Annotated in this window: 12 protein-coding genes; 3 read left to right on the forward strand and 9 right to left on the reverse strand. The window is 65.9% G+C overall.

Features of this window, described 5'->3' with window-relative positions; translation table 11 throughout:
• Positions 1-204 precede the first annotated feature (204 nt).
• From O2V63_RS11940 to O2V63_RS11950, 3 genes are all read right to left on the reverse strand, one after another.
• The gene (locus tag O2V63_RS11940; RefSeq protein ID WP_269167741.1) at positions 205-663 is read right to left on the reverse strand and encodes a hypothetical protein; all 459 of its coding nucleotides are present in this window, start codon (positions 661-663) and stop codon (positions 205-207) included.
• A 411-nt stretch (positions 664-1,074) separates the two neighbouring features.
• Complete coding sequence (locus O2V63_RS11945; RefSeq protein WP_269167742.1) at positions 1,075-1,749, reverse strand: EcsC family protein; 675 nt, start codon at positions 1,747-1,749, stop codon at positions 1,075-1,077.
• 228 nt (positions 1,750-1,977) lie between these two features.
• Positions 1,978-4,140 carry a DUF262 domain-containing protein gene (locus O2V63_RS11950; RefSeq protein WP_269167743.1) on the reverse strand — a complete coding sequence of 721 codons (2,163 nt, stop codon included), beginning with the start codon at positions 4,138-4,140 and terminating at the stop codon, positions 1,978-1,980.
• A 270-nt stretch (positions 4,141-4,410) separates the two neighbouring features.
• On the opposite strand from O2V63_RS11950, the gene O2V63_RS11955 reads away from it, so the two are divergent.
• Positions 4,411-7,134 carry an ATP-dependent helicase gene (locus O2V63_RS11955; protein WP_269167744.1) on the forward strand — a complete coding sequence of 908 codons (2,724 nt, stop codon included), beginning with the start codon at positions 4,411-4,413 and terminating at the stop codon, positions 7,132-7,134.
• A gap of 52 nt (positions 7,135-7,186) precedes the next feature.
• Here O2V63_RS11955 and O2V63_RS11960 read toward each other — a convergent pair whose 3' ends face one another.
• The 5 genes from O2V63_RS11960 to O2V63_RS11980 all read right to left on the reverse strand — a co-directional run bounded on the left by O2V63_RS11960 (position 7,187) and on the right by O2V63_RS11980 (position 18,746).
• A complete protein-coding gene (locus O2V63_RS11960) occupies positions 7,187-9,916 on the reverse strand; it encodes a site-specific DNA-methyltransferase (protein ID WP_269167745.1) in 2,730 nt (909 codons plus the stop codon).
• A complete protein-coding gene (locus O2V63_RS11965; protein ID WP_269167746.1) occupies positions 9,906-12,956 on the reverse strand; it encodes a BPTD_3080 family restriction endonuclease in 3,051 nt (1,016 codons plus the stop codon). Before O2V63_RS11965 ends, O2V63_RS11960 begins: the two co-directional genes overlap by 11 nt.
• 77 nt (positions 12,957-13,033) lie before the next feature.
• On the reverse strand, positions 13,034-14,545 hold the full coding sequence (locus tag O2V63_RS11970) for an AAA family ATPase (protein WP_269167747.1): 1,512 nt from the start codon (positions 14,543-14,545) through the stop codon (positions 13,034-13,036).
• 6 nt (positions 14,546-14,551) lie between these two features.
• Positions 14,552-17,227 carry a hypothetical protein gene (locus tag O2V63_RS11975; RefSeq protein WP_269167748.1) on the reverse strand — a complete coding sequence of 892 codons (2,676 nt, stop codon included), beginning with the start codon at positions 17,225-17,227 and terminating at the stop codon, positions 14,552-14,554.
• 499 nt (positions 17,228-17,726) lie between these two features.
• Entirely contained in the window at positions 17,727-18,746 is a 1,020-nt protein-coding gene (locus O2V63_RS11980; RefSeq protein WP_269167749.1) for an HNH endonuclease, read from the reverse strand.
• Between the two features lie 603 nt (positions 18,747-19,349).
• Here O2V63_RS11980 and O2V63_RS11985 point away from each other — a divergent pair.
• On the forward strand, positions 19,350-20,399 hold the full coding sequence (locus O2V63_RS11985; RefSeq protein ID WP_269167750.1) for a DNA cytosine methyltransferase: 1,050 nt from the start codon (positions 19,350-19,352) through the stop codon (positions 20,397-20,399).
• 113 nt (positions 20,400-20,512) lie between these two features.
• On the opposite strand, the gene O2V63_RS11990 is transcribed toward O2V63_RS11985, so the two are convergent.
• Entirely contained in the window at positions 20,513-20,860 is a 348-nt protein-coding gene (locus O2V63_RS11990) for a nucleotide pyrophosphohydrolase (protein ID WP_269167751.1), read from the reverse strand.
• Positions 20,861-21,082: 222 nt separating this feature from the next.
• Here O2V63_RS11990 and O2V63_RS11995 point away from each other — a divergent pair, with 222 nt between their 5' ends.
• Positions 21,083-22,855 (forward strand): DUF2075 domain-containing protein, encoded by a 1,773-nt coding sequence (locus O2V63_RS11995; RefSeq protein WP_269167752.1) that lies wholly within the window; start codon positions 21,083-21,085, stop codon positions 22,853-22,855.
• The last annotated feature ends 42 nt before the right edge of the window (positions 22,856-22,897 follow it).

The following is a 22,897-nucleotide window of genomic DNA, read 5'->3' on the forward strand; positions in this document are numbered from 1 at the left end:
CGGCGCAACGGTCGAGGTGGACGACTTCGACGCGTGGATCGCCTCGGGTCCCAGTGACCACGTGCCGCTGGCGTCACCGTTTAGTCGTGAATCAGTCGGTCAGACGCTCGATATGGCGACATCTCGCCCGTACGAGCTTGGAGATGGCGGGTCGTCTGCTTTGAGCGTGCAGCCGCACGATGATTCCTCGACGGCCACGACCGGTCAGGGGCCGACCGGCCGACGTACTCGCGTACTTGTGGCCGGTCGGCGGATCAAGCTGTCCTCATCATGGGGGCACCTGGGCAGATAGCTGAAGCCCTCAGGCGTATCCGGGTCGTAGTGCACAACGAGTCCCTCGACCCGGAGCTTCTCTTTCCACGCCTGCAGCCTTTTGAGGGCAACGTCGCGCATCTCTAAGCCGTCCAGGCGCCGGCACTCCATGCGCAGCATTCCTAACGGATAGGTGTTCCGATGCTCGGCCCGGACCTGCCATGGGATCAGTTGGTCATTCATCGCCTGTCGGCGCCCTAGCCCTCGCCGCTGACGGAAGTTCCCCCAGGCCGTCGGGCCGATCTCGATGTCATAAATCCGCCGGTAGTACTCCGACATCCAGGCGTAGGTGCGTCCCTCTGCGAACCATCGCAGGACTTCTTTCTCGTTTTGAATCTTGCTAGCTGGCATGAGAGTCCCTCTCTTTCGCAGATTCGCCATCTGTGTAAGGCAGAGTGAACAATCGGAGCTCGAGCTCGTCGGCAGCCACCAGCTCGGCCGACCAACGGCGCGTCAGCCGCAGATGCCGGCCGAACGTCGCCGCAGGCGCCGGTGGTCTCGGTGAGTGATGTCCACCCGCAGATACGCTTGAGTCGACGAGCGACGCGGGCGTCGAGGATCGAACATCCGCATGCTGTTGCTCCCCGTGTGCGCGCTCGACTCCGCCGTCGATACGGAACGGACCCTGCCATCTCCCCGTGACGTTTCGAGGCAGCAGGAGCAATGAGTCACCGGATGGGGTGGACGCCTGCCCCACGCAGCACACGGGCCACATGCGGAAGATCGACGTGCCGTCCAAGCCCGATCAGGGACAGGCGGATGTCACGCCGGGGCCGGGCTCGATGGCTCGACAGAGTCCTGGCCCACGGTGAACGCCTTGTCCGCGAGGGAACCGACCGCCCACGTGGCGGTTGCATCCATGCCCCCGCCGATGGCTCCACCAACGAGGGGAACACCCTTGGCGAGGGTGATCACCGCCCGCTTGGTGCCGTACTTGGCGACGAGCATGAAGCCGACCTTCTTGTTGATCTGACGGATCACCGTGATGGGGATCCGCTTGATCACGGTCATGCTCACCTGGCTTCCCACCTTGATCCCGACCTGCTTGAGCACCTCTGTGCCCGCATTGCCGACCAGGCAGAGGAGCACGGCGGTGCGAACTTCCTCGCTGTCGAGGTCATGCCCGTGCGCAGCGGCGATGGCGCCGGCCAGGTGGGTCTGCACCAGGTAGGACGCACCGACGTTCGCGGGGAGGGTGAGGGGCATGGCGATGAAGCCACCGAGGTTGGTGACGAAGCCCTGCGCGCCAGCGGCAGCAGCGTGGTTGCGGACAAGGGCGCTCACCGCCTGGTCGGTCGTTCGTCCCGACGACGCCTCGGCCGCCGACTCAGCCGCGCTCTTGAACGGGCCGAAGCCGTTGATCCCGACCTTGAGCAGCTGCTCAACGAGGTCCTGTCCCGCTCGCGCCAACGTCGAACTCTGGTCTTCAACGGTCATTGAGACTTCGCTCCGAGCTGTGAGGAATGGTCCGGCGTCGGTAATCGTCACTGCCGGACCGACGGACCAGGCGCAGTGACGTGTCGCCGGAACTGAGCAAGAAGGGGCTGCGGGGACGTGTGTCAACGATGGCTGAGGGTGCATCCGCAGTATCGGGCGGCCACCCCGCTGACAATCCCGCGAGGATCAGTCAGTGGGCTGACCACGCAGCTCAGTCACCCAGCGCCGTCACGTGTCGCTCGAGGCCCTGATGAACGAGAGGCGCTGGGCCGGGAGGTCGACCTTGGAAGCTTTCCAGCCAGCGTCCCGAATCGCTCGGGCGATCGCGCTGCCCTCGTAGCCGTACCAGTGCGCAGGGTGCAGGCGAGCCGAGGGTGGCAGTGCGGTGCCGGCGATCTGCTCGACCTGTTCGAAGTCGAGCGGCAACTCGTCCCCGTCTTGAGCCTTCAGCCACCAGTACAGCAGCCGGTATTTGCCCGTGTGAGGAGCGATGCTGGGGTCTTCGTCTTCGGCCACCTGCTCGTCCGCGGCCGCCGCGGGTCGTGGCTCCACCTCGGCTTCGGCGAGTGGCACGGACGAAACGCCGGCGGGACGCGGCCAGAGGGCCAGCAGCCTGTCTGTCAGTGCTGAGGTGCGCGCACGGATGTCGTCTTCGGTCCACGCGTCAGGGTGCTCAGCCACGACCTTGGCATTCAGCTTCAGCGCGCTGTGCTCGAGCAGGTAGTCACGCTTACCGTTCCCCGCCCCATCGACCCAGGGCCGGTTGGACAGCGCGGGGTTGAGCCGACCGCTGACGAGGGTCAGGTTGCCCAGCTGGTGCACCAGACGCTCGCGCTCGACTGCGCCCGCGACGTCGTCCGGGTCCATCGGCCAGTTCGCCTGCCAGGACTGCGGGAGGACGTGCTCGATCGTCAGGTTCCGCGGTGCTGACTGGCCCTCGCCGTAGGCGGTGCGGAGGTCGTCCTCCAGCGCCTCGAGGATCATGCGCAGTCGGGCGCGCAGGAGGCTGGTGTACACCGGCCCCGTCTCGAGTGAGGACTTGACCAGGCCGTCGTCAGGCCACAGCCGGGCGGCGGCCGTCTGCTCAGCCAGGAAGCTCACCGCAGTGTCGCCGGCGGTCGTCGGACCGCCCTTGTCCAACGCCCTGAGCAGCTCGAGGACCGCCAGGTTGACGTTCTTGCCCGTCAGCCGGGCCAGGGTCCGGCGGACCAGCCACGACTCGATGGCGTTGAGTGCCTTGTCCCGTTGCTCTACGGGGAGCTGGTCCACCGGCCACCGTAGGAGCCAGAGGAGGACTGGAGTCACGGCGTTGGTGTCCAGAGCCTTGATGACGCGGTAGTAGAAGCGGCCGGGCACCGAGTCAGCGGGCAAGGCTTCCAGTGACGAGAAGACCTCTGCGTCCCTGGCCAGCTCAGCCAAGAGATTGGGAATGCTCGCGGCTCCGACAGCGACGTGATCCCGGAAGTCGGCGAAGATCCGGTCACTCGGGACCTCGCGGAGGAGCTTCATGGCGAGCCAGTAGTTGAGGAAGACGTCGATGCGCGGGCGGAACAGCCGCCCCTGCGCCGTCAGCTCACGCCAGTAGTCGCTGTCCAGTTGGCGCCAATGTGCGGCGTAGAGCGCAGGGACGTCGAGCTGCTGTGCCTGTGCGACCTGGAAGACGAGGTTCTTCACCAGGTCGGCGGCGAGCAGCGGGGACCCGCGGTGGTTCAAGGTCTCAAAGATGACCTGGGCATTGTCGCCGGGCTCGAGGTCGATGATGACCAGCTTCAAGTGGGCGTGCAGTGCCTGCGCGAGCGCCCTGAGCCGCGCCGCTGCCTTGTCCGGGTCGCCCGCGGGTTCGCACCAGTCAGTGATCTGCTGGACGAAGAAGTCGTGTCCTTGGGCGATGCGTGAGGACGCCAGGTCGGCAGGCACCGACGTTTCATTGTCCATGGCCGCCCGGAACGCTGCCTGGTCCCGGTCTGTCGGCCACACCTTGAAGATCTCGTCCGGGTGCTGAGTCACCTGCGGCTGGTTGAGCACCAGGACCTTGAGGGTCTCGGCGTCCAAAGAAGTGCCGTGCTGCTCTGTCACCTCCTGCGCGGCGTCGAGGAGCAGCTGCAATGTGGTCAGGCGTTGCTGCCCGTCGATGACGTGCCGAACCTGGATGAAGCCAGATGCGTTGGCCTGCTGATCGACCACGATCGCCCCGAGGAAGTGCGGGGGCACCGGAGGAGCTCCGTACCCGGGCGGTGTCTCGAGCACCTTCTCCGCCAGAGCTCGCACGTCTTCCCAGAGCGGCGCCCACTGCTCGTCGCGCTTCCACACGTACGGCCGCTGGAAGAGCGGGACGACGTAGCGGATGTGACTGCCGAAGAGGGCAGCCGGCGTGAGCGTTTGGGCCTTCACGGGATCTCCTGACGTGGTCGAGCCGTCGCTGATCATGGCTCCAGACAGGCGGCCGAGGACGTCAACCTAAGTCACATCAGGGGCTGGACCGAGGACGCGCCGTCATTGAGCGCGCCGAGGCAGGGAACGGACCCAACGGGGACCGGAGGACTCTTCGTGGTGATCGAGTCACGGGATGCTTGCTCTTGCCGCCATCGCGGGCTTGCATGACCTCAGCTCCGCGGTCGCGGTGTCGAGCATTTGGTCCGCGTTCCAGCACGGGGGAATCGAATGGCAGCACCAGTTCTCGAAGGCCAGTCCCTGGCTGCGGTGCAGCACCGTGGTAGCCATGTGCAGATCATCGCGAGCGCCGGCTCAGGAAAGACGGAGGTCGTCGCACAACGGGTCGCCGCGCTGCTGGCCGAAGGGACGCCCGCCAGCAGCATCGTCGCCTTCACCTTCACCGAGCGCGCGGCCGCCTCGCTCAAGCAACGCGTCAGCGAGCGCGTCGCCGAGCGACTGGGACCCCAGGCGTTGGACCAACTCGGTGGCCTCTACGTCGGCACCATCCACGCCTACTGCTTCCGCTTGCTGCAGACGTACGTGCCGCGCTACGAGACGTTCGACGTACTGGACGAGAACCAGCTGACCGCCTTCCTCGTTCGCGAGGCGACCCGCCTGGACATCAAGACCATCGACGGCACGCTCTTCAAGTCGATTCGCACCTTCCTCGACAACCTGGACGTCGTCGAAAACGAGCTGCTTTTACCCAGCCAGCTCGACGCCCCTTTCCGCAGCGTCCTCGAGCGGTACTACGCCTCGCTCGAGAAGTACCGGCTCCTCACCTACGGGCAACAGATCGCTCGCGCCGTGACCGAGCTCGACCGCCCTGAGGTACTGCAAACCGTCCTGGCGAACCTGCGACACCTCATCGTCGACGAATACCAGGACGTCAACCCGGCTCAGGAAGCGCTCATCCAACGTCTGGCCGGCCCGGACGTGAACCTGGTCGTGGTGGGAGACGACGATCAGGCCATCTACGGCTGGCGCGGATCCGACGTCGGCAACATCACCTCGTTCGCCCAGCGGTACCCAAACGTCGCGACTTTCTCGATCACTACCAACCGGCGCAGCCGGCCGACGATCGTCGAGTCCGCTGACCAATTCGCCCAGTCGATCCCAGGCCGGCTCGCCAAAGCCATGGCGCCCACCCGGCCGACCCTAGGCAGCGCCGAGGTCGTCAAGTGGCATGCCGAGTACGAGGAAGAAGAGGCGGCCGAGATCGCCGAGGCGATCTTCTACCTGCACAAGAACGGCCTGGCGTACCGGGACATCGCCATCCTGGTTCGCGGCCGAGCCAGCTACCCAGCGCTGTTGACCGCGCTCGAGGACGCTCGGATCCCCGTCCAACCGGCCGGCCGGACCGGGCTGTTCGCTCGGCCAGAGGCAGAGGTTTTGGGCAAGACCTACTGCTGGCTCGTCGATCACGACTACCGGCCGGCCGGCTTCGGCGTGCAGTCCCAGGTCATCACCGAGGACGGGCTCGTGGCCGACTACGAGGCCGCCTTCACCCTCCCCAGCTCGGCGGTCGGCGCACTGCGGCGGCTCTTGCACGAGTGGAAGAGCGCCGTCCACCAGCAGGAACGGCGCGTCGACCTCGTTCGCGACTTCTACCAACTCGTGGACGTACTCGGCTGCAAGCACTGGGACCACGACGACATGCACGCCGTCACCCGCCTGGGCACCTTGGCTCGCTTCACGACCTTGCTGGCTGACTACGAGTCCGTGCGGCGCCGGGCGCGCCCTGACGACGCGACGCCGGGTGAACAGGTCGGTGGTCAGGACCGCGGGCTCTGGTACTACAAGAACCTCGCCATCCACATCACGAACTACGCGAACGGCGCCTACGAGGGCTTCGACGGCGAACCGGACATCAACACGGACGCCGTAGACCTCACCACGGTGCACAGCGCCAAGGGCCTCGAGTGGCCCGCCGTCTTCGTCCCGTCCCTCACCAAGTCCCGCTTCCCCTCGTCTCGAACCGGACGTCCTCAGCCCTGGCTGATCGACCGCACGCTCTTCGACGCCGACCGCTACGAGGGTTCGGACGCCGACGAGCGGCGACTCTTCTACGTAGCAATGACTCGCGCCCGAGACTGGCTGTCCTTGTCGCGTCATGAGCGAGTCACCAAGAACCGAGTCAGGTCGTCTCCCTACTGGGACGAGATTCCTAACCACCTCGTCATGACGCTCCCGATCTCGGTTCCCACCCTGACGTCATCAGCGGCCGACGGCGAAGCACTCCTACAGGTGACGTTCAGCGAGCTCGCCGCCTACGACGTCTGCGGGTTGGCGTACCGGCTCCGCAATGTCCTCGGCTTCCAGCCGACACTGGCCCCCGAGCTCGGGTACGGCAAAGCGGTGCACCACGTGATGCGGACGATCGCCGAGCACACGAAGAAGACGGGTGCTGCACCCGATACCGCGACGGTCGAGCAGATCCTGGACGACGAGTTGTTCCTCCCGGCCGCCAACAAACCGGCGCACCGCCTGATGAAGGGCGCCGCGCGGCGGCTGGTCAACCGCTACATCGCGGACCACGAATCGGACCTGCAGCGCGTATGGATGACGGAGCGCCCGTTCGAACTTCACCTCGGCGATGCCGTGGTGTCCGGCCGGGCCGACGTGATCCTCGACCAGGAGGGTGGCGTGACCACCGGCCTGGCGATCGTTGACTACAAGACGTCGACCGGCGAGGAAGGAATCTACGACCTGCAGCTGCAGGTATATGCCGACGCAGGACGTCGCGAGGGTCTGGACGTGCGCGGCGCTTACGTGCACGACTTGAAGCGGGGCGCCCGAGAGCCCGTCGACGTGGGGTCATCAGCCATCACGACAGCAGAGACCAAGGTGAACGAGGTGCTGCACGGCATGCGCCAGCGCCAGTACGCCCCCAAGCCGGGGACGCCGTGCCGCAGCTGCGACGTGAAGGTGCTGTGCAAATCGGCTGTGTGACCGATGGGTGGAGCGGACCATCCCGCTCCACCCATCGATCAGCCGTTGTTGGTCAGACCTGGAAGACCTTCATGACCTCGTCGCCGTAGTCGTTGATCACCTTCACCGCGATCTTGCCGGTGTCGGGCTTGTCGAACGGCCGAGACTCGGTGCGGTACAGCGACTCCCAGGCATCCGGCTCGATCTCCGCCTTGAGCGCCGCCTTGAGCCGTTTGTACGGGTCGTTGCCGCCGGTGAAGTAGCAGTGGCGGACGAAGAACGACTCTTCGTTGTAGTTCGTGTCGACCATCCACAGCGCGATCTGGCTGGTGTCGTCGCTGCGGATCTCACCGGTGGTCGGGTCGAAGACGTCGACACCCTTGAGGTCGACGACGACCTGACCGTCGTCGGTCGAGCGCAGCTCGATGTCCGGCTCGCCGAAGACGGTGAACAGGTTGCCGGCGCCGGTCTTGGCGAGGTCCTCCCCCATCAAGAGGTCGACGTTCATGCGCACGAGCAGCACACGGATCCGGCCGACAGTGCGCTCACCGGCGACCGATGCGAAGCCCTCGTCGGTGCTCTCGACCGTGACGCCGTCGGACTCGGTGACCTCGGTGGCCTGTGCATCGAAGGCAAAGCCGAGCACGCACAGTAGGTCCACGTCACCGGCGCGGATGGCCGCACGAGCGGCCGACTTGATGAAGGTCGGCGAAACGGTCCCGTACTGGGGACCGATCGCGATGCCGACCCGGCTCGGCGCCGCTTCCTCACCCTCGGCCGCCTCGGCGCGCTCGCCGATGGCCTGGATGTAGGGATTCGCGTACGGCTCAAGTCCAGCGAAGTGGATGCGCTCCTTGCGCTTGCCGTTCTGGATCCCCGCCTTGGCGAGGTTGTCGAGGATCGACTGCTCGAACGTTGGCGCCGACGCGTCAGCGGCAGCGGTCTGCTCGCTGATCGTCTCTCGATGCTCGACATCGTCTGGTCCACCGGCGAACGCCAACGACCGGTGCGGCGACAAACTTTCTACTGTGAACGGTCCGGTAACTCTTACCTTCGACTTGTCCTCGTACGGCCTGTCGTACAGCACCTCGAAGTCCGCGTGCCGCTTGACGGCCGCATCAATGTCCGCCCGCGACAGGCCCTCTCGAATGTCCGGGTTGTTCGCGATCGACTTTAGGGTGATGTGCTGCACCCGCTCGTACACGAAACCGTGCCGGATGTCATTTGTTACCTCAGAGACGGGTAGCGACTTGCCAGTAACCTGCTGTTCCTTAGCCCGCCCCTCAGCCGAGTCTGCGACGAAGTAGTAAGGGAACCGGGCTGTCATCAGACGCTGACGAGCGAGCGCGAGGGCCACACGGGAGGTGTCAATCGTCATCCACCGCCGCCCCCACTGCTCTGCAACGTAGGAAGTCGTACCCGAACCGCAAGTGGGGTCGAGGACGAGATCGCCGGGATCCGTGCACATCAGCATGCACCGTTCGACGACCTTCGGCGAGGTCTGGACGACGTACGTCTTCGCGTCCGCGTAGCCGCTAATGACCGTGTCGTCCCAAACGTTGGTGTACGGCGCCCAGGGAAAGTCGTGCGCTAGCCGGACATATCGCAGTCGCTTACCGACTGGAATCATTCTTCCAGCAATCGTCAAGCGATCGCGGCCGGGCCGGTTTGTCTTCCAATGCGTGTTGGGAGCAAGCGAGTATGAGTTTCCATTGAAGTCGTACGACCCGCTATCTTCGGTTATCCCACTGGATGACATATCCCCGGGCATGAAGAATTGCGCGCCCGCGGGAAGGGCAACCTTTCCCGACTTCTCGTCGGCCGTTGCAGAACGGAAGGCGCCATCCGCCAAGAGGACGCGCGTGTACTGCTCCCGCAGCGTCTTCTCCGCGCGGGGCTTGAGCAGATTGCGGTACTTGGCTACACCGCGGTCTTTGGCGTACCAGAGCAGAGTGTCGCTGACCACGTCGAGGAAGTCGGATGCTCGGCCACTAGTCGTGAAGTAGTCGATCGAAGCGATGAAGTTCTCTCGACCGAAAGTTTCGTCTAGCAGGCTGCGCACCAGATGAACGTTCTCGTCGCCTATCTGCACAAACACGCTGCCCGAATCGGTGAGCAGCTCCCGCGCCACTACAAGCCGATCTTGGAGGTATGTCAGGTACGAGTTGATACCTCGCTCCCAGGTGTCTCGAAAAGCGCGAATCTGCTCAGCTTCACGAGAGGCGTGGTCGAGCTTGCCGTCCTTGACATTTCGATCCCGAGCGGACGCCTGAAAGTTTGATCCGAACCTGATCCCATACGGAGGGTCGATATAGATCATCTGCACCTGGCCGCGAAGAGCCTCACGGTCAGCGAGCGAGGCCATCACCTGCAGCGAATCGCCGAGGATCATGCGATTCGACCAGTTCGCCTGGTGCTGGTAGTAATCGATCATGTCAAGGTCATCAAGGCCGTCAAAGCTCTCGAAGAGTGAAAGTTCGGGCTCGCCTTCACCCAGCGCAGCGGTATTCCGCAGGTTCTCGACTAGCACCCGAGGATCGATCTTCTCCTGGATGTAGATCGGCGGAGCATCGACCGTCAGGTCGGTGCCGGCGGCCGGGTCGCCTTCCGGGTACTTGCCCTTCCAGATAAGTTGCGGGTCCAGACTCGGGTCCCGAGCCAGGGCGACCGTACGAACCGCGTCGAGCTCCGGCGTCCCGAAGTCCTCGACCGCGTCGGCTGTCGGCAGGTTGACTCGGGTGTCCCGGTGCTCGATCGCCTCGACCGGCGTCGGCATCTTCGGACCGTTCGGCTTACGCACCACGTGTGACCTCGTCATAGTCGAGCAGATCGGGATCGCCGACGATGGGATCGTCGGCGTAGAGCGAGTCGATGGCCTCGGACAGTCGGGCGCGAACGCCCAGCATGGTGGTGATTTCCACGTAGCCCCAACGCCCGAAGCCGCCGTGGTTGTTGACCGCCACGCACCACTGGTCGCGCGCAGTGTCGGCCTTCGCCTTGGTCGAACCGGGACTCTTCTGGCCGCCGGAGACCTCGATGATGAGCGTCCGCACCACGTCGTCCTCGCGTGACTCCAGCCGGACCAGGAAGTCAGGGACATAGGAGTGAGTCCGGCCCTTGTGCACATACGGGATCACGAAACCGAGATGGTCGTTCTTCACGTACGACAGGACGTCCCGGTGCAGCTCGCACTCGTCCGCGAGCAATTGCTCCCACGTGTTGCCGTCCTTGCCATCCAGCGTGACGTGGCTAACCTCCGACTTATCCGCCGGCACGACCGCCTTGCGGGTTGGGAAGGCGATCTCGGCCGTCGATCCGACCGGATCAAAGCGCCGGATCATTGGGCGCAGTCGCTCGCGACGGTTGCCCACCTGGACCGCGATCGCCCCGTAGATGGCCTCCGCAGCCTCGGCCTGGCCCTCAGTTGAGGTCAGCAGGTGTCCAATTGCGTAGCCAGGGGCGATGTCGACGCACTGCTCGAGCCACTGCTGCGCAATCTCCACCAGCTGAGGAAACAGCCACGGTCGCGGGTCATCCCCCAGCGCAGTGAGGTGTGTCCGCAGAAGCCGGGCCGCGAGGCGGTAGGCAACCTCCTGCCGGCGTCGTCCCTGCGCCTCATCGTCGGTGACGATCTCACCCTTGCCGACGACGCCCTCGACGTCCGTACGCGTCGGCACGGTGCTCGGGCCGATGGGGAAGTGTTCCGCCGTTGACGCGTCGAACATAAGCCGCTCGTCCGGGATCTCGACTCGGTACCCATCCAGCTTGGGGAACTCGATCCGCAGGTGCTCACGTCCCGGCAGTGACTCCACCATGATCGCCGGCGGGCGCGGCAATGGGTCAGGACCGGTCTTGTCACTCGGGATGAAGGCGAAGGGGATGCCGTAGACGTTGGCGTACTCGGGCTCGAACTTGCCGTCCTCGCCTAGCGCGTACGACCGCCGGCGAAGTCCACGTCCAACCACCTGCTCACACAGGAGCTGGCTGCCGAATGCGCGGATGCCGAGGATGTGGGTCACCGTGTTGGCGTCCCAGCCCTCGGTCAGCATCGCAACGCTGACGACGCAGCGCACACCTTCGCCCAGCTTGCCCTTCTTACCGACGGTGTTCATGACCTCCCGCAGGAGGTCCTCGTCGGTGAGGGACTCGGCATCCGCGCCCGGGTTGCGGCGCCGGAAGTCCGCCTTGAACGCTTCGATCTCGGCGGCCGCGGCCTGCTTGAAGTCAGGCTTCATGGCCTCGCCGGATTCAAGCTGTGCGGAGTCGACGAGGATGGTCCGCGGTCGAGTCAGGAATTGGCCGTCCTTGGCATTGCTGAAGCGCGCCAGCTCTCCTGGGACGAGTACACCGCCGTCCGTCTCCTTCCCGGCGATGTAGTCATAGACCAGCTTGGAGACGACCGTGTTGGGGCAGACGACGATGAACACGGGCGGCGGCTCACCGTGCTGGGCGAGCGTCGTCTCCCAGTGATCGAAGGCCTTGTTGTAGCTGCTGTAGAGGCTCTTCAACGCGCCTTCCAGCTCAGCCGGCGGCACCCACCCGTGCAGGGACTCGGTGGACGACAGCCTCTTCTTGGGGAGTTGCGCGCCGACGTAGTCCCAGAGCCGCAGGTAGGTGACCAGATTGCCGGTCGCGTCGTCGTCCACCGGGGTGCGCGGAATCTTCACGATGCCCGACTCGATGGCGTCCATGAGGGAGAAGTCGCTGACCACCCACGGGAAGATGTAGCCCTCGGAGTAGCCGGACCCCCCGAGGTAAAACGGCGTCGCTGACAGGTCGAAGATCGTCTTGATGCCGACCTTGCGCTGGATCGCCTGCAGACCCTTGAACCAGACGCGCGCCGTCTCCAGGTCTTCCTTGGTCTGTGACGCGGGAGCGCCCTTGGCGGCCGGGATCGGCTTGTCCTGGTAGCAGTGGTGCGCTTCGTCGTTGAACACGACGATCTGCTCGTTCCGGCCGGCGAAGTTGCGCAGGACTCGGGCCACCATGGCCTCTGGCGTCTCCTTGAAGGGATCCTCCGCCTTACCGGCGAGGAGGATCTTCTTCGTGTTGGCGGCGACGCCCTTGATCTCCTTGGCGTCGCGCAGTAGGAAGGAGTGGTAGTTGGTGATCACGATCTGCGCCTGCTGCACCGCGGCGCGCAGGTCCGACGGCAGCAGGTCGCGCTCGTCGTAGTAGTTGCCGGGGTGCCCGGGCTGGAGCACCTGGAGGCGATCCCGGATGGTGATGCCGGGTGCCACAATCAAAAACCGCTTGGCGAAGCGCGCGTCCCGCGGACTGAGCACCTTGTTGGCCGTCTGCCAGGCGATGAGCATGGCCATCACGACGGTCTTGCCGGATCCGGTCGCCATCTTCAGTGCGACCCGCGGCAGCCCTGAGTTGTGGTCGCCGTTGGCTTCGTCGATCTGACGACGCCAGTCCGCGTAACCGTGCCGGCCGGCGACCTCAGCGAGGAAGATCGCGGTCTCGGCCGCCTCTCGCTGCGCGAACAGGACGCGGTTCTCGCGGTCCGGATCGGCCCAGTGCTGCAGCAACTTACGGCTGGTGGGCGTGACCCGCTCGTAGTCGCGATGCCGCCACCGCTCGACCTCACGGCGGAGGTCGTTGACGAAGCTGTTGCGCTCGCGCCGCTCGCCGGTCAGATCGAAGTCGATGGCGTCTTGGACGAAGCCCGTAGCGCTGACGTTGCCCTTGCGGGCCGTTGGGATCGGGATGTACGACTCGCTGGGGCGGCGGCCCTCGATGATCGTGTTGGTGCGGCCGCTGGAACCCATCTCGTAGTAGCGCCCCGGCGGGTCGTACGGCCCGTTGAGAATCGGGCTTGTTTCCAGCGTCTCAGTCACCGGCGACCGCGCTCCTCTGCCATTGCACTCCCCCGTCGTTCCGCTGACACCCTAAGTGCCTGCTCCAGCGCGGCCAGTCATCTGGCAGCGGTAGCTCCGTTGTGGTGCCATGTCCCGCGGGTGAAGCTGCCAAGGATCCGTTGGTGGGTCTGTCGCGGAAGCGAGCGGGGGCCTGGTTCCCCGAACGGAGTCCCAGGACGCGGCGGCGCCGTCACCAGGAGGTCATCGAGCCCCGCGCGCGCGACCATGAGCAGTCCATGCGTTGCGCGGGTGCAGGTGACAGCAAGGCGACCGAAGGCCGAGTTGAAGTCGTCGAGCTTGGACGCCCCAGACAATGGATGGACGGCAACGGTCAACCGGTTGGTCTGGCCCTGCCAGGAGTCGACGGTCGAGGCTTGGATCACGCCGTCGGGGAGCGAGAGCTTCTCCGTGAGCCGGTCCGCGATCTCCGCCGCGTCGTCCACCGCTTGGTTGCGCGTCGCCAGAATGACGATCAGTGGATCGCCCGTGGGCGTCCAAGATTCGACTCGGCGGACTCCGTCCTTCGGTTGACCGGTGTCGTCGTACTCCCGCTCGTTGACCGCAAAGCCTCCCTCGAGCAACGGGAACAGCAACTCCTCCAGGACCCCCAGGAGTGGCGGGTCGATGTCGGCAGCATCCGGTTCGTCCAGGCCCTCGACCTCCAACAGCGTTGGCCGGCCTGTAGCCACTGCGCTCCACACGTCCGCCGCGGGGCCGGCCAGGAGGGGGAGCTCGAGGGATCGGTCGCCGGGGGCGGCCACACAGTCGAGTTCCTCCCAGTCGTTGTAAAAGGCTCGCCAGAGGGGCAACTGCGCAGCCGTGGGCCGCCACACCGCCGGCAGGTCGACGACGAAGGTCGTCGGCTTGTCCTCGTATGCCGTCGGCCACGCCCGGTAGGGGTTGTAGCCGGGATCGCCGCGCCAGGGATTTCGACCGGGGTCGAGCGGAGGCAGCTGGCCCACGTCGCCGACGCCAACGACGAGCGGCGCCAAGCCTTCGACTGCATTGAAGCGGTGCATAGCGAGCTGCCAGGCCTCGTCGACCAATAGCACGTCGAAGATGCGGTCGCCATTGGCCGCGGCGCCGAGGTGGTTCATCAGCCGGCCGCGCTCGCCGAAGGCTCCCAGCTTGTGCGACGTCCCGAGCACGACCTCCGCCGAGGCTGGGATCTCGGTGGTTCTAACCGCAATGGTGACCTTCGCTTGCACCTCCGGCGGCACTTGGGCCTGACGGTCCTTCGCGACGAAGAGGCACACGCGGTCTGCTCCCAGCTCGTCACCGAGCCGGCCCGCCAAGGGAAAGACCTGCTTGTTGGCGAAGGCGGTGATGGCTACTCGGGCACACGCCTGGTGCTCGAGTGCTTCTTTGACCATCCGGACGAGAGCGAACGACTTTCCTGCGCCAGCTGCGGCTCTGAGCAGGACCTTGTCGTGCTCGCCACCTCCGCTCAACGCGTCCGTGAGCGCGGCCACAGCTTGCTCAGCAGCCGCGAAGTTGCCGGCCGCTGCGGCACCGTGATGGCGGTCGCCGATGACCTCATGGATCGGCGCAGTGAAGTGGATGCTCATGCGCGCCTACTCGATGTCGTCGAGGGTCAGATCGGCCGGTACGGCCGTGCCGTCGTCGGCCGTCACGAGTTGAGGGCCGTTGATTCCGACGTCGAACCGGTCCTCGTCGATGAGCGGCGGCCACGTCTGCGGGTTCAGCTCTCCCCGAGCCCGGCGAGCGGCGAGCGTGTCCGACCATTCCGCCTCGGCGTCCTCATGCGGCCGGCAGCACCACCGGTGTTGGGGCGGATCGGAGGCGAACGACGAGGGGGTGCAGGTGGACTTGGGAGCTGCTCGTTCGTCGAGCTTGGGTCGGTCGATGGCGATCTCGTGACCTGAGCGGAAGGTCTTGAACCAGGACGCGTCGGCCAGGATGAGCCGGTCGCCCACCTGGAGCTGCACTGATACTCCCGGTGACCATCGCAGCCCTTCGGCGTCGGCCTCCCGGGTGAGGGGACCGATCGGCAGCTGTCCGAACTTGAAGCTCCCCTTCTGGGTCTGCACGGTGGTGTTCGCCTCTTCGACCACCGGTGCGTCGTTGACGTGCAGGACGACGACCGAGGATCCCTCGACCAGCCGCCGAGAGCGGACTCGGAGCCGGAGGGGGGTGGTGGTCAGCACCGTCGCCTCTGCCAGCTCACGAACACCCGCGTCCTGTGCCCGCTCCAACGCGCAGTCGGTATCGGCGAGCATGGTCAGCTGGCTGGCGCACCTGTTGTCGGCGTCCAGCATGTCGACCTGGGCGTTCCGCCAGGCGGGGAAAGTCCGGGAGAACCGCACCAGATCCGAGGCGTGCAGCGCGACCCGTCTGCCCCACACCTCCTGCGCGTCCATCTCCAGAACCCGGTGGACAGCTCGGAGCTTGGAGATGGGGAGCGCGTCGAGGACTGCGGTCGCCTGCTCGTGCACGCTGATCCGGTAGTCGATCGCAGCGTGCACCAGTTGCCGATAAGCAGCCTCGTCCGTCGTCCGGCGCCGGTGCGCCGCATGAATCTCGTCGGAGGCTTCATTGGAGAGCCGAGCCCCGGGCGTGTGCAGCTGCTGGGCGATCTCATCGGAGATGTCGCGGTGCTGGACCGGCTGGCTCGCCCCAGCCCAACGGACGAGGTAGTCAAGACGCCCGCTGTCGCTGGACGGGCCGCCGGCGACGACGTGGGTCGCGAGCACCCCGCGGAGGTCGACGATGGCGCTACGGAGAGACATCGCCCGAGCCCGGTCTGCCTCCAGCAAGAAGCTCACCGCGAGTCGCTCGTCATCGCCGAGCGCCGCGGGCACCTCAGCCAGCTCCCCGTCGAAAGTCAGCGGCGATCGCCCCGTGTCGAGGTCGTGTTGCCAGCGCAACCGGCTGAGCTCCACGCCGGCCAGCGAGTCCGCCATGGAGACCAGGAGGTCTGCGGTCGGCTTGTCCGGGACGACGAGGTGCACCGGCCCAGCTCCGGCGTGGCGGACCTCTCGCAGCGCCGCACCGATCACGCCCATGACCGCCGTCCGGGTCTGCAGCGCCTGCGGCTCGAGGAAGGTGAGTCGCCGCCACGCCCCAGGTCCGCTGGCGCCGACCTGTTGGACGGCAATCCCGTGCACACCAAGGGCCGCGGCATCGGACTTCGCCAGGACGACGTTGATGGCGCCCGGCAATCCCACCGGGTCGACGCGGCGTCGAGTCGTCCACTCAGGGAGCCCGCTGGCCGTCGCCCGGATGTTCGCCAAGACCTGGGGCGATGCCATAGCGACCACACCCGTGCCGTCCACGAGGCCACGCACCGCCGGGCGTGTCAGCCGCTCCACGCCGAGCTCGATCAGGAGGGCGTCTGGCGTTGCTGCCTGGCGGAGTTCGTCGCGGCAGTACGTGAAGAGGTTGCAGGTGGGGCACGAACTCGGGTCGTACTCGGCCTCGAGGTGCTGGACGTACCCGGTCGGATCATTCGTGTCGGTGGCGTAGGTGTCATGTGCGGCCAACGCATCGGTGCGCTCTCTTGCGCGTGCCCTGACCTCGGCCCGGTGGTCATCGAGCCTCTCGACGACAGCCTCGGGCTGGAGGAAGGCGTTGCGGGGAACAGCCAACGCACCCCACTCGTGCACGACCATCCCAGCGGGCAACTTGCTCCACGCCTTAGCGGACTCAGCTCCGAGCGCCACTTGCAGGAAGCCCTTGAGCAACCGAGCGTCGTCGATGCGCGAACGCACCCGCTCGTAGTCCTTGGCATCCCCCATGATCAGCCACGAGCCAGCACCATCGCCGTCGACCACCCGCGGGCAGACGATGGCGAAGTCTGGCTTGGTCGGCGTGGCGCCAGCCTGCCCCTCCAAGCCAACGAAGGGGACTGCGAGCTCGGTGAGCATCGTGGCGTGTCCCTCGGCGGCGCGAGCGTGAGCCGCTGCCAGTTCAGCGGCCGTGATGTCGACCAGGACCTTGCCCGATCGCCGCCGGACGCCTCCAGGCCGCGGCAGCCCGAGCTGGCCAACCGCCTTGGTGAGCAGCTCGGAGACGAACCGATCCGAGTGGACGAGCCGCTCGAAGGTCATGGCGCGCATCCATCGCGCCTCGGGGATGCCAGCACTGACATCGGGAGCACCAAGGTCCGAGGCGAGCTTCTTGCGGCTCACCTTGGTGATCAGCGGATCCGTGCGCCGAAATCGCTCGCAGCCGGCGTGCGCGGATGCGGCAACGGCACTGCTACCGCCTCCGGTGCTGAGCGAGCCCATCGGTCCCCCGTAGTCATACGAGTACGCGGCTATCCGCGTCCGTTACGCAAACTAATCACATGACGGCGATCCTCGACCGCGATTCGAGTTGGTGTCGGCCCCAATGGGACTGCTGTTGCAGTGGGGACGGCTGTGCTTCGCGATCATTTGATCTAGCGATGAGGGTATTTTGCGATCGAAGTATGCCCGCCGGCGCGTCATTGTCCGGGCGTGGTGACCGGATCCCAAGAACCGTCCCGGGGCCGTCAAGCCCCCGCAAAGGCGAGGTCTGGCCAAACGCCAACGACTTCTCGTCGAGGACTCTCAGCGCTGCGACGGCGTCCCAGTGATCGACTTGGCCGAACATGTCTGGCGACACGCCCCCGACGATGGGTGCGCCACAGTGACCACTGATTGGACGCAGGACCCATCCGGTGTCAGCGCAGGTCGTCGCAACCCTCTCAACCACATCAGCAAACGAGCCGGCTCGGCTACCAGGTTCACTATTGAGCCGCGGCCGCTAGAAGCTAAAGTTTGCGGGGAGCCACTCGTACTCATCAAAATAGTGGGCGTAGCGGCGATGGAACATTTCCGGTTTCGGCACCGCCCTGGCTGCACATGGTCGCAGTTCCGTCAAGGTTCCTTCGATGAAAGCACGTGCGGTTGGGTCTGTCTGCGCCGCCTCCAGCACGTCTGGGTGAAATACGATGTATCGCTCAACAGGGTGTACAGCGACTAGGTAACGGTCGAAAGCCAGGTGGTGATTCGCGCACAGGGACAACCCGTTCCACGGCCGATCAAGTGACCCATGTGCGGATGCCGGATAAATGTGCGCACCCTGCACGAGGTGCAAACCCACGCCGCACATCGCGCACCTCCCGTCGTACGCGTCAAGGACCCGTCTCGCGAATCTCGCGTCACGTACCAGCGAGTAGGTCGCGCGTCGGGCGCGCAGGGCCGACGGACTGCTGTCCGGGACGGCCGCTCCTTCCGGCTCCTCGAGCAGCCCGGACGCCTCGACGGCCGTCTGTACTAGTAGCTGCTCGAGCTCAATTTCTTCGACATCCGCCAAGATTGCGGCCGGGAGTAACGCCGGCACCATGCAGCGGATCGATTCCCCCGAATCGCTGACATGTGTCGCCCACCCCGTCGCCTGAGCATCCATCAGCGTGCTGACAGGGGCGAACGCCGACCATCGCGTCATGAGACCGTCACGACGATCGGCGTCGTAGGTAACAATGATCGGCCGACTTACACGCAGGCGATCGTCCTGATCCCACAGAGCAAGTAGGACGGACGCCCGACCGTCGACTCCGACAAGGGGACGATTCTGGCCGGGATTCTGGAAGCGGCGCTCAACGTCATCGCGGCGTCTGCCACCCGAGCCAAGACTTCCCACGAAGAGCGCCAAACGAAGCTGCATTCGTTCTACATGAAGCGTTGCCAACGCGGGCCAGCCGTCTCGAACGTCCTCAATTTCCAGGACGTCATGTCCCACCAAGGCGGCAACGTGAAGGATCCGATCGATGCGGGCTGTCATGTCACACCCAACGTCGCTTCGGCGCATGTCTTAGGTGGCACTGCGGCAGGCTCTCACGCTGACCACGACGACATGAGTATTGACCGAACGATGGCGAGGGTGTCGACCTTGGGCCCTGTCCACCTCAAGATCACGAGTCGAGATGAAGCGTAGCTACGAGGGGGTGAGGTACACCCGGGTTGCCGTCGATGTCGGGGTGCACCGACAGGTCGAACCTGCGTACGGGACCGGCCACTTGAAGGTCCTCAACAGTCCCGGCGACCAACCAGCAGTGGCCAGTTCGATCACCCGACAGAAGCCGCCGGGGACAGGAGCAGGTGCAGGCAAGACGCTCGGGCGACGATCCAGCTGTCCGTCTACCACTGAGCAAGCTCCTAGCGGCCATACGCGCGCAGCCGCGCAGTCCTTCCGGTACCGACCCGATGGGTGACCTGAGAGCAGCCGGTAGGGAACGTCGACGTCTGAGTCCACCTCACAGACATCGGAGCCGGCTCGGTACCGACGCTGGTACAGCTGTTGACGCCAGGGACTGGGCGGTCGCCCGCCAGGAGCCTCGGCGGTGAGCCTCCGGGTTCTGTCAGAGGGGCCTGAGACACTCGCTTCGTGACTCAGGGCGTAGCGATCAGTCTCTTCTCGGGCGCCGGCGGGCTGGATCTAGGTGTCGAAGCCGCGGGCTGGGAGGTCCGAGCCGCCGTCGAACGCAACGCGGACGCGGCCGCCACCATGGAGAAGAACTTCCCTACGCTTGCGTCCCCTGTCATCCAAGAGGACATCCTTGACGTCCCAACCAAGGACATCCTTCGGGCAGCGGGTCTGACTGGAAGCGAGCGACCTGATCTCCTGGTGGGCGGGCCGCCGTGTACCCCGTTCAGCAAGAGCGGGTTCCACCTTGAGTGGAAGCGTGCTGGCCTCGACCCGGACGCGAGCCTGCTGCAGGCCTACACACGTGTGTTGGCCGAGGCTAAGCCGCGAGCGTTCCTCCTGGAGAACGTCTACGCGCTCACGTACAACAACCGGGCATCCCGTCCAGCGTTCGAGCGGCTCCTCCGCGAGATCAACGATGCGGGTTACGACTATCGATGGAAGGTGCTGAACGCCGCTGACTACGGCGTCGCCCAGGCGCGGCCACGGCTCTTCGTCATCGGCGTGCAAAAGGGACTGCCGGTACCCACCCACCCCGACGCCAGCCACGGGGGCAAGTGGGAGCGTCGCGCGACCGGTCACTCGGATCGTGCGCACGTATCCGCGGGAGAAGCGTTGGCGGGACTCATATGCGACCCAGAACCGGGAGAGAAGGTGCAGGGGAAGTTTGGTCACTTACTAGAAGAGATTCCTCCAGGCGGCAACTACCTGCACTACACCGCTGAAAAGGGGCACCCGGATCCTCAGTTCGCATGGCGCAGTAAGTTCTGGTCCTTCCTTCTGAAGCTCGACCCGACCCGTCCGGCGCCGACAATCCAGGCTCAACCCGGTCCGTACGTTGGTCCGTTCCACTGGGAGAATCGCCGGCTTCGGGTAGGAGAGATCAAGAGACTGTTCGGCTTCCCGGACGACTTCGAGCTGGTGGGAGCACGAGGCAGCGTGCAGGCACAGTTGGGTAACTGCGTCCCGCCCCCCCTGGCCGCGCAGGTGGCTGCCGTGCTCGTCCCCTAGCCGCCCACAGAAAGCCCGTTGGGCCGTGCTCGCTGCGCCGACACCCATCGCGCCGGCCCGTTGACTATGCGAGGCAGCCGGCAAGAGCGTGGAACGACACTCCGACGTCCGCGTCAGTCGCGGACAGGAGCGACGCCCAGGTTGGTGGCGACCGGAAAGCGCTGGCTGTTCGCTTCCAACTTGGCCCGAGCCGCAGCAGTGAGGTCGACACCGGCCACATCGGCCAGCCGCACCAGGTAGAGCAGGACGTCCGCCAGCTCTTCCCCCAACCGTGTACGCAGGTGACTGCCCTCCACTGTCCCGCCTGCTTCCTCAGCGGGCAGCCACTGCACGAGCTCGGCGACCTCTCCCACCTCGCCTACCAGCGCGAGCGTGAGGGACTTCAGGTCGTGGAAGCGACCCCAGTCGCGGACCTCGGTGAACTCACGCATCCGGGCGGTCAGGTCAGCCAGGTCGCTCACCGATGGAGTATCGGTCACCGGAGGTGACCGGCATCCCGTCTAGGGTGACGACTACGCGGTTCGACTGGCTTCCGATCCCTGGACATGCCCCCACCCGCACGTTGATTCGTGCTGCCCGGGGACAGGTCCTTGCCACTTCTTCGCACGTCCGGCCATGGCCTCAAGACGCTCGCTCACACCGGCTCGCTGGCGTCCACGCTGGCGACTCAGATGTCGCACCGCATGAACCGCTCGCCCTCAGCCGGCGAGATGCGCTCCTGGGACGCCAGCCTCACCGCTCTCGCCGCCGACCTCGAGCAAGCCGGGCTGGGCGGCGTCGAAGTGTTGCTCGAGTACCAGCTCCCCCTGTCCAGCAAGCGGGTCGACGTCATCCTGGCCGGCGAACACCCGCGCCGCGGCGGACCGTCCTACGTCGTCCTCGAGCTGAAGCAGTGGACACAGGCAACCCTGTTCGAGGACGAGCCGGAGCTCGTCGTCCAGCCGACGTACGGCAACCGCCCCGTGCTGCACCCGGTCGCCCAAGTGCGCTACTACGGCGAGTACCTGCTCGACTTCCTCGGCGTCCTGCACGGCACGACCGACGTCCTCGCCGGAACCGCCTACCTGCACAACGCGACCGATGACCGCGTCAGTGCGCTTCGCGGCTACCCCCAGGACGAGCTGGGCCGCCTGTTCACCGGACGCGAGCGCGGCGACTTCCACGACTTCCTCCGGTACCGCCTCTCCCCCAGCAACGCATCGGTCCACGCCGACCGGTTGCTGCGGTCCTCTGTCGCCCCGAGCAAGCAGCTGCTCGCCGTCGCGGCGGAGGAGATCCGTACGCGCGAACAGTTCGTGCTCCTCGACGAGCAGCGAGTCGCCTTCGACCTGGTGCTCCATGAGGTGGAGAAGGCCCGCGGAGGCGACCACAAGTCGGTCGTCATCGTCTCGGGCGGGCCTGGCAGCGGGAAGAGCGTCATCGCGCTCTCCCTGCTCGGTGAACTCAGCCGAGGTGGCGTCCGCGTCGCGCACGCCACCGGCTCTCGGTCGTTCACCCAGACGCTGCGGAAGGTGGCCGGCCGCCGAGCGCCGCGCACGGCCGCTCTGTTCCGGTACTTCAACCAGTTCATGGACGTCGCCAAGAACAGTCTCGACGTCCTCATCGCGGACGAGGCGCACCGACTGCGGGAGACATCGGCCAACCGTTGGACGAAGGCCGAGCTGCGCAGCGACAGGCGGCAGATCGACGAGCTGATCGACGCAGCCTTCGTGTCGGTGTTCCTGCTCGATCAGAACCAGGTCGTGCGCCCCGGGGAGATGGGCACGGTCCAGGACATCGAGAAGCACGCGCGCGAACGCGGCATCGGCGTCCACGAGATCGACCTGGCGACCCAGTACCGCAGCGGTGGCAGCGCCGAGTACGTCGAATGGGTCGAGCGGCTGCTCGGTCTAGCTCCGGGGGGTCCGGAGAAGTGGTCCGGGGACGAACGCTTCGAGGTCCGGACGGCGCCGTCGCCGTCGGCCATGGAAACAGCCTTGGCTGAGAAGCTGGCGCAGCACCAGAACGCCCGGATGGCTGCCGGCTACTGCTGGCCGTGGAGCGACCCCAGGTCCGACGGGTCACTCGTCTTGGACGTGACGATCGGCGACTGGTCCCGTCCGTGGAACCTCAAGGGTGAGCGCTCGGTCGGTGACGCCCCGCCGGCCGCCCTGTGGGCCAGTGACGACCGCGGCTTCGGCCAGGTCGGCTGCGTCTACACCGCGCAGGGCTTTGAGTACGAGTGGAACGGCGTCCTGCTCGGCCCCGACCTGGTGTGGCGCACAGACCGGTGGGTCGCGGTCCGCAGTGCCAACCGAGACCCGGACTTCCGCAACAGGCAGCGGGTCAGTGATGCGGACTTCGACGTGCTCGTGCGCAACGTCTACAAGGTGCTGCTGACGCGCGGTCTCCGTGGCGTCTACCTGCACTCGACCGATCCGGAGACGCAGCAGCTGCTGGACGACCTCGTCAACTGAACTGCTTCGCGTTGACAGCGCTCGGTGGCGCCGCGAACAGCC

The sequence above is a fragment of the Modestobacter sp. VKM Ac-2977 genome (genome assembly GCF_026968045.1).
Taxonomy (GTDB): Bacteria; Actinomycetota; Actinomycetes; order Mycobacteriales; family Geodermatophilaceae; genus Modestobacter.

Bases quoted from the DNA above. Each gene is read 5' to 3' on its own strand.
- O2V63_RS11940 (WP_269167741.1), bottom strand. From the start codon at position 663: ATGCCAGCTAGCAAGATTCAAAACGAGAAAGAAGTCCTGCGATGGTTC.
- O2V63_RS11945 (WP_269167742.1), bottom strand. From the start codon at position 1,749: ATGACCGTTGAAGACCAGAGTTCGACGTTGGCGCGAGCGGGACAGGAC.
- O2V63_RS11955 (WP_269167744.1), top strand. From the start codon at position 4,411: ATGGCAGCACCAGTTCTCGAAGGCCAGTCCCTGGCTGCGGTGCAGCAC.
- O2V63_RS11970 (WP_269167747.1), bottom strand. From the start codon at position 14,545: ATGAGCATCCACTTCACTGCGCCGATCCATGAGGTCATCGGCGACCGC.
- O2V63_RS11975 (WP_269167748.1), bottom strand. From the start codon at position 17,227: ATGGGCTCGCTCAGCACCGGAGGCGGTAGCAGTGCCGTTGCCGCATCC.
- O2V63_RS11980 (WP_269167749.1), bottom strand. From the start codon at position 18,746: ATGACAGCCCGCATCGATCGGATCCTTCACGTTGCCGCCTTGGTGGGA.
- O2V63_RS11995 (WP_269167752.1), top strand. From the start codon at position 21,083: ATGAACCGCTCGCCCTCAGCCGGCGAGATGCGCTCCTGGGACGCCAGC.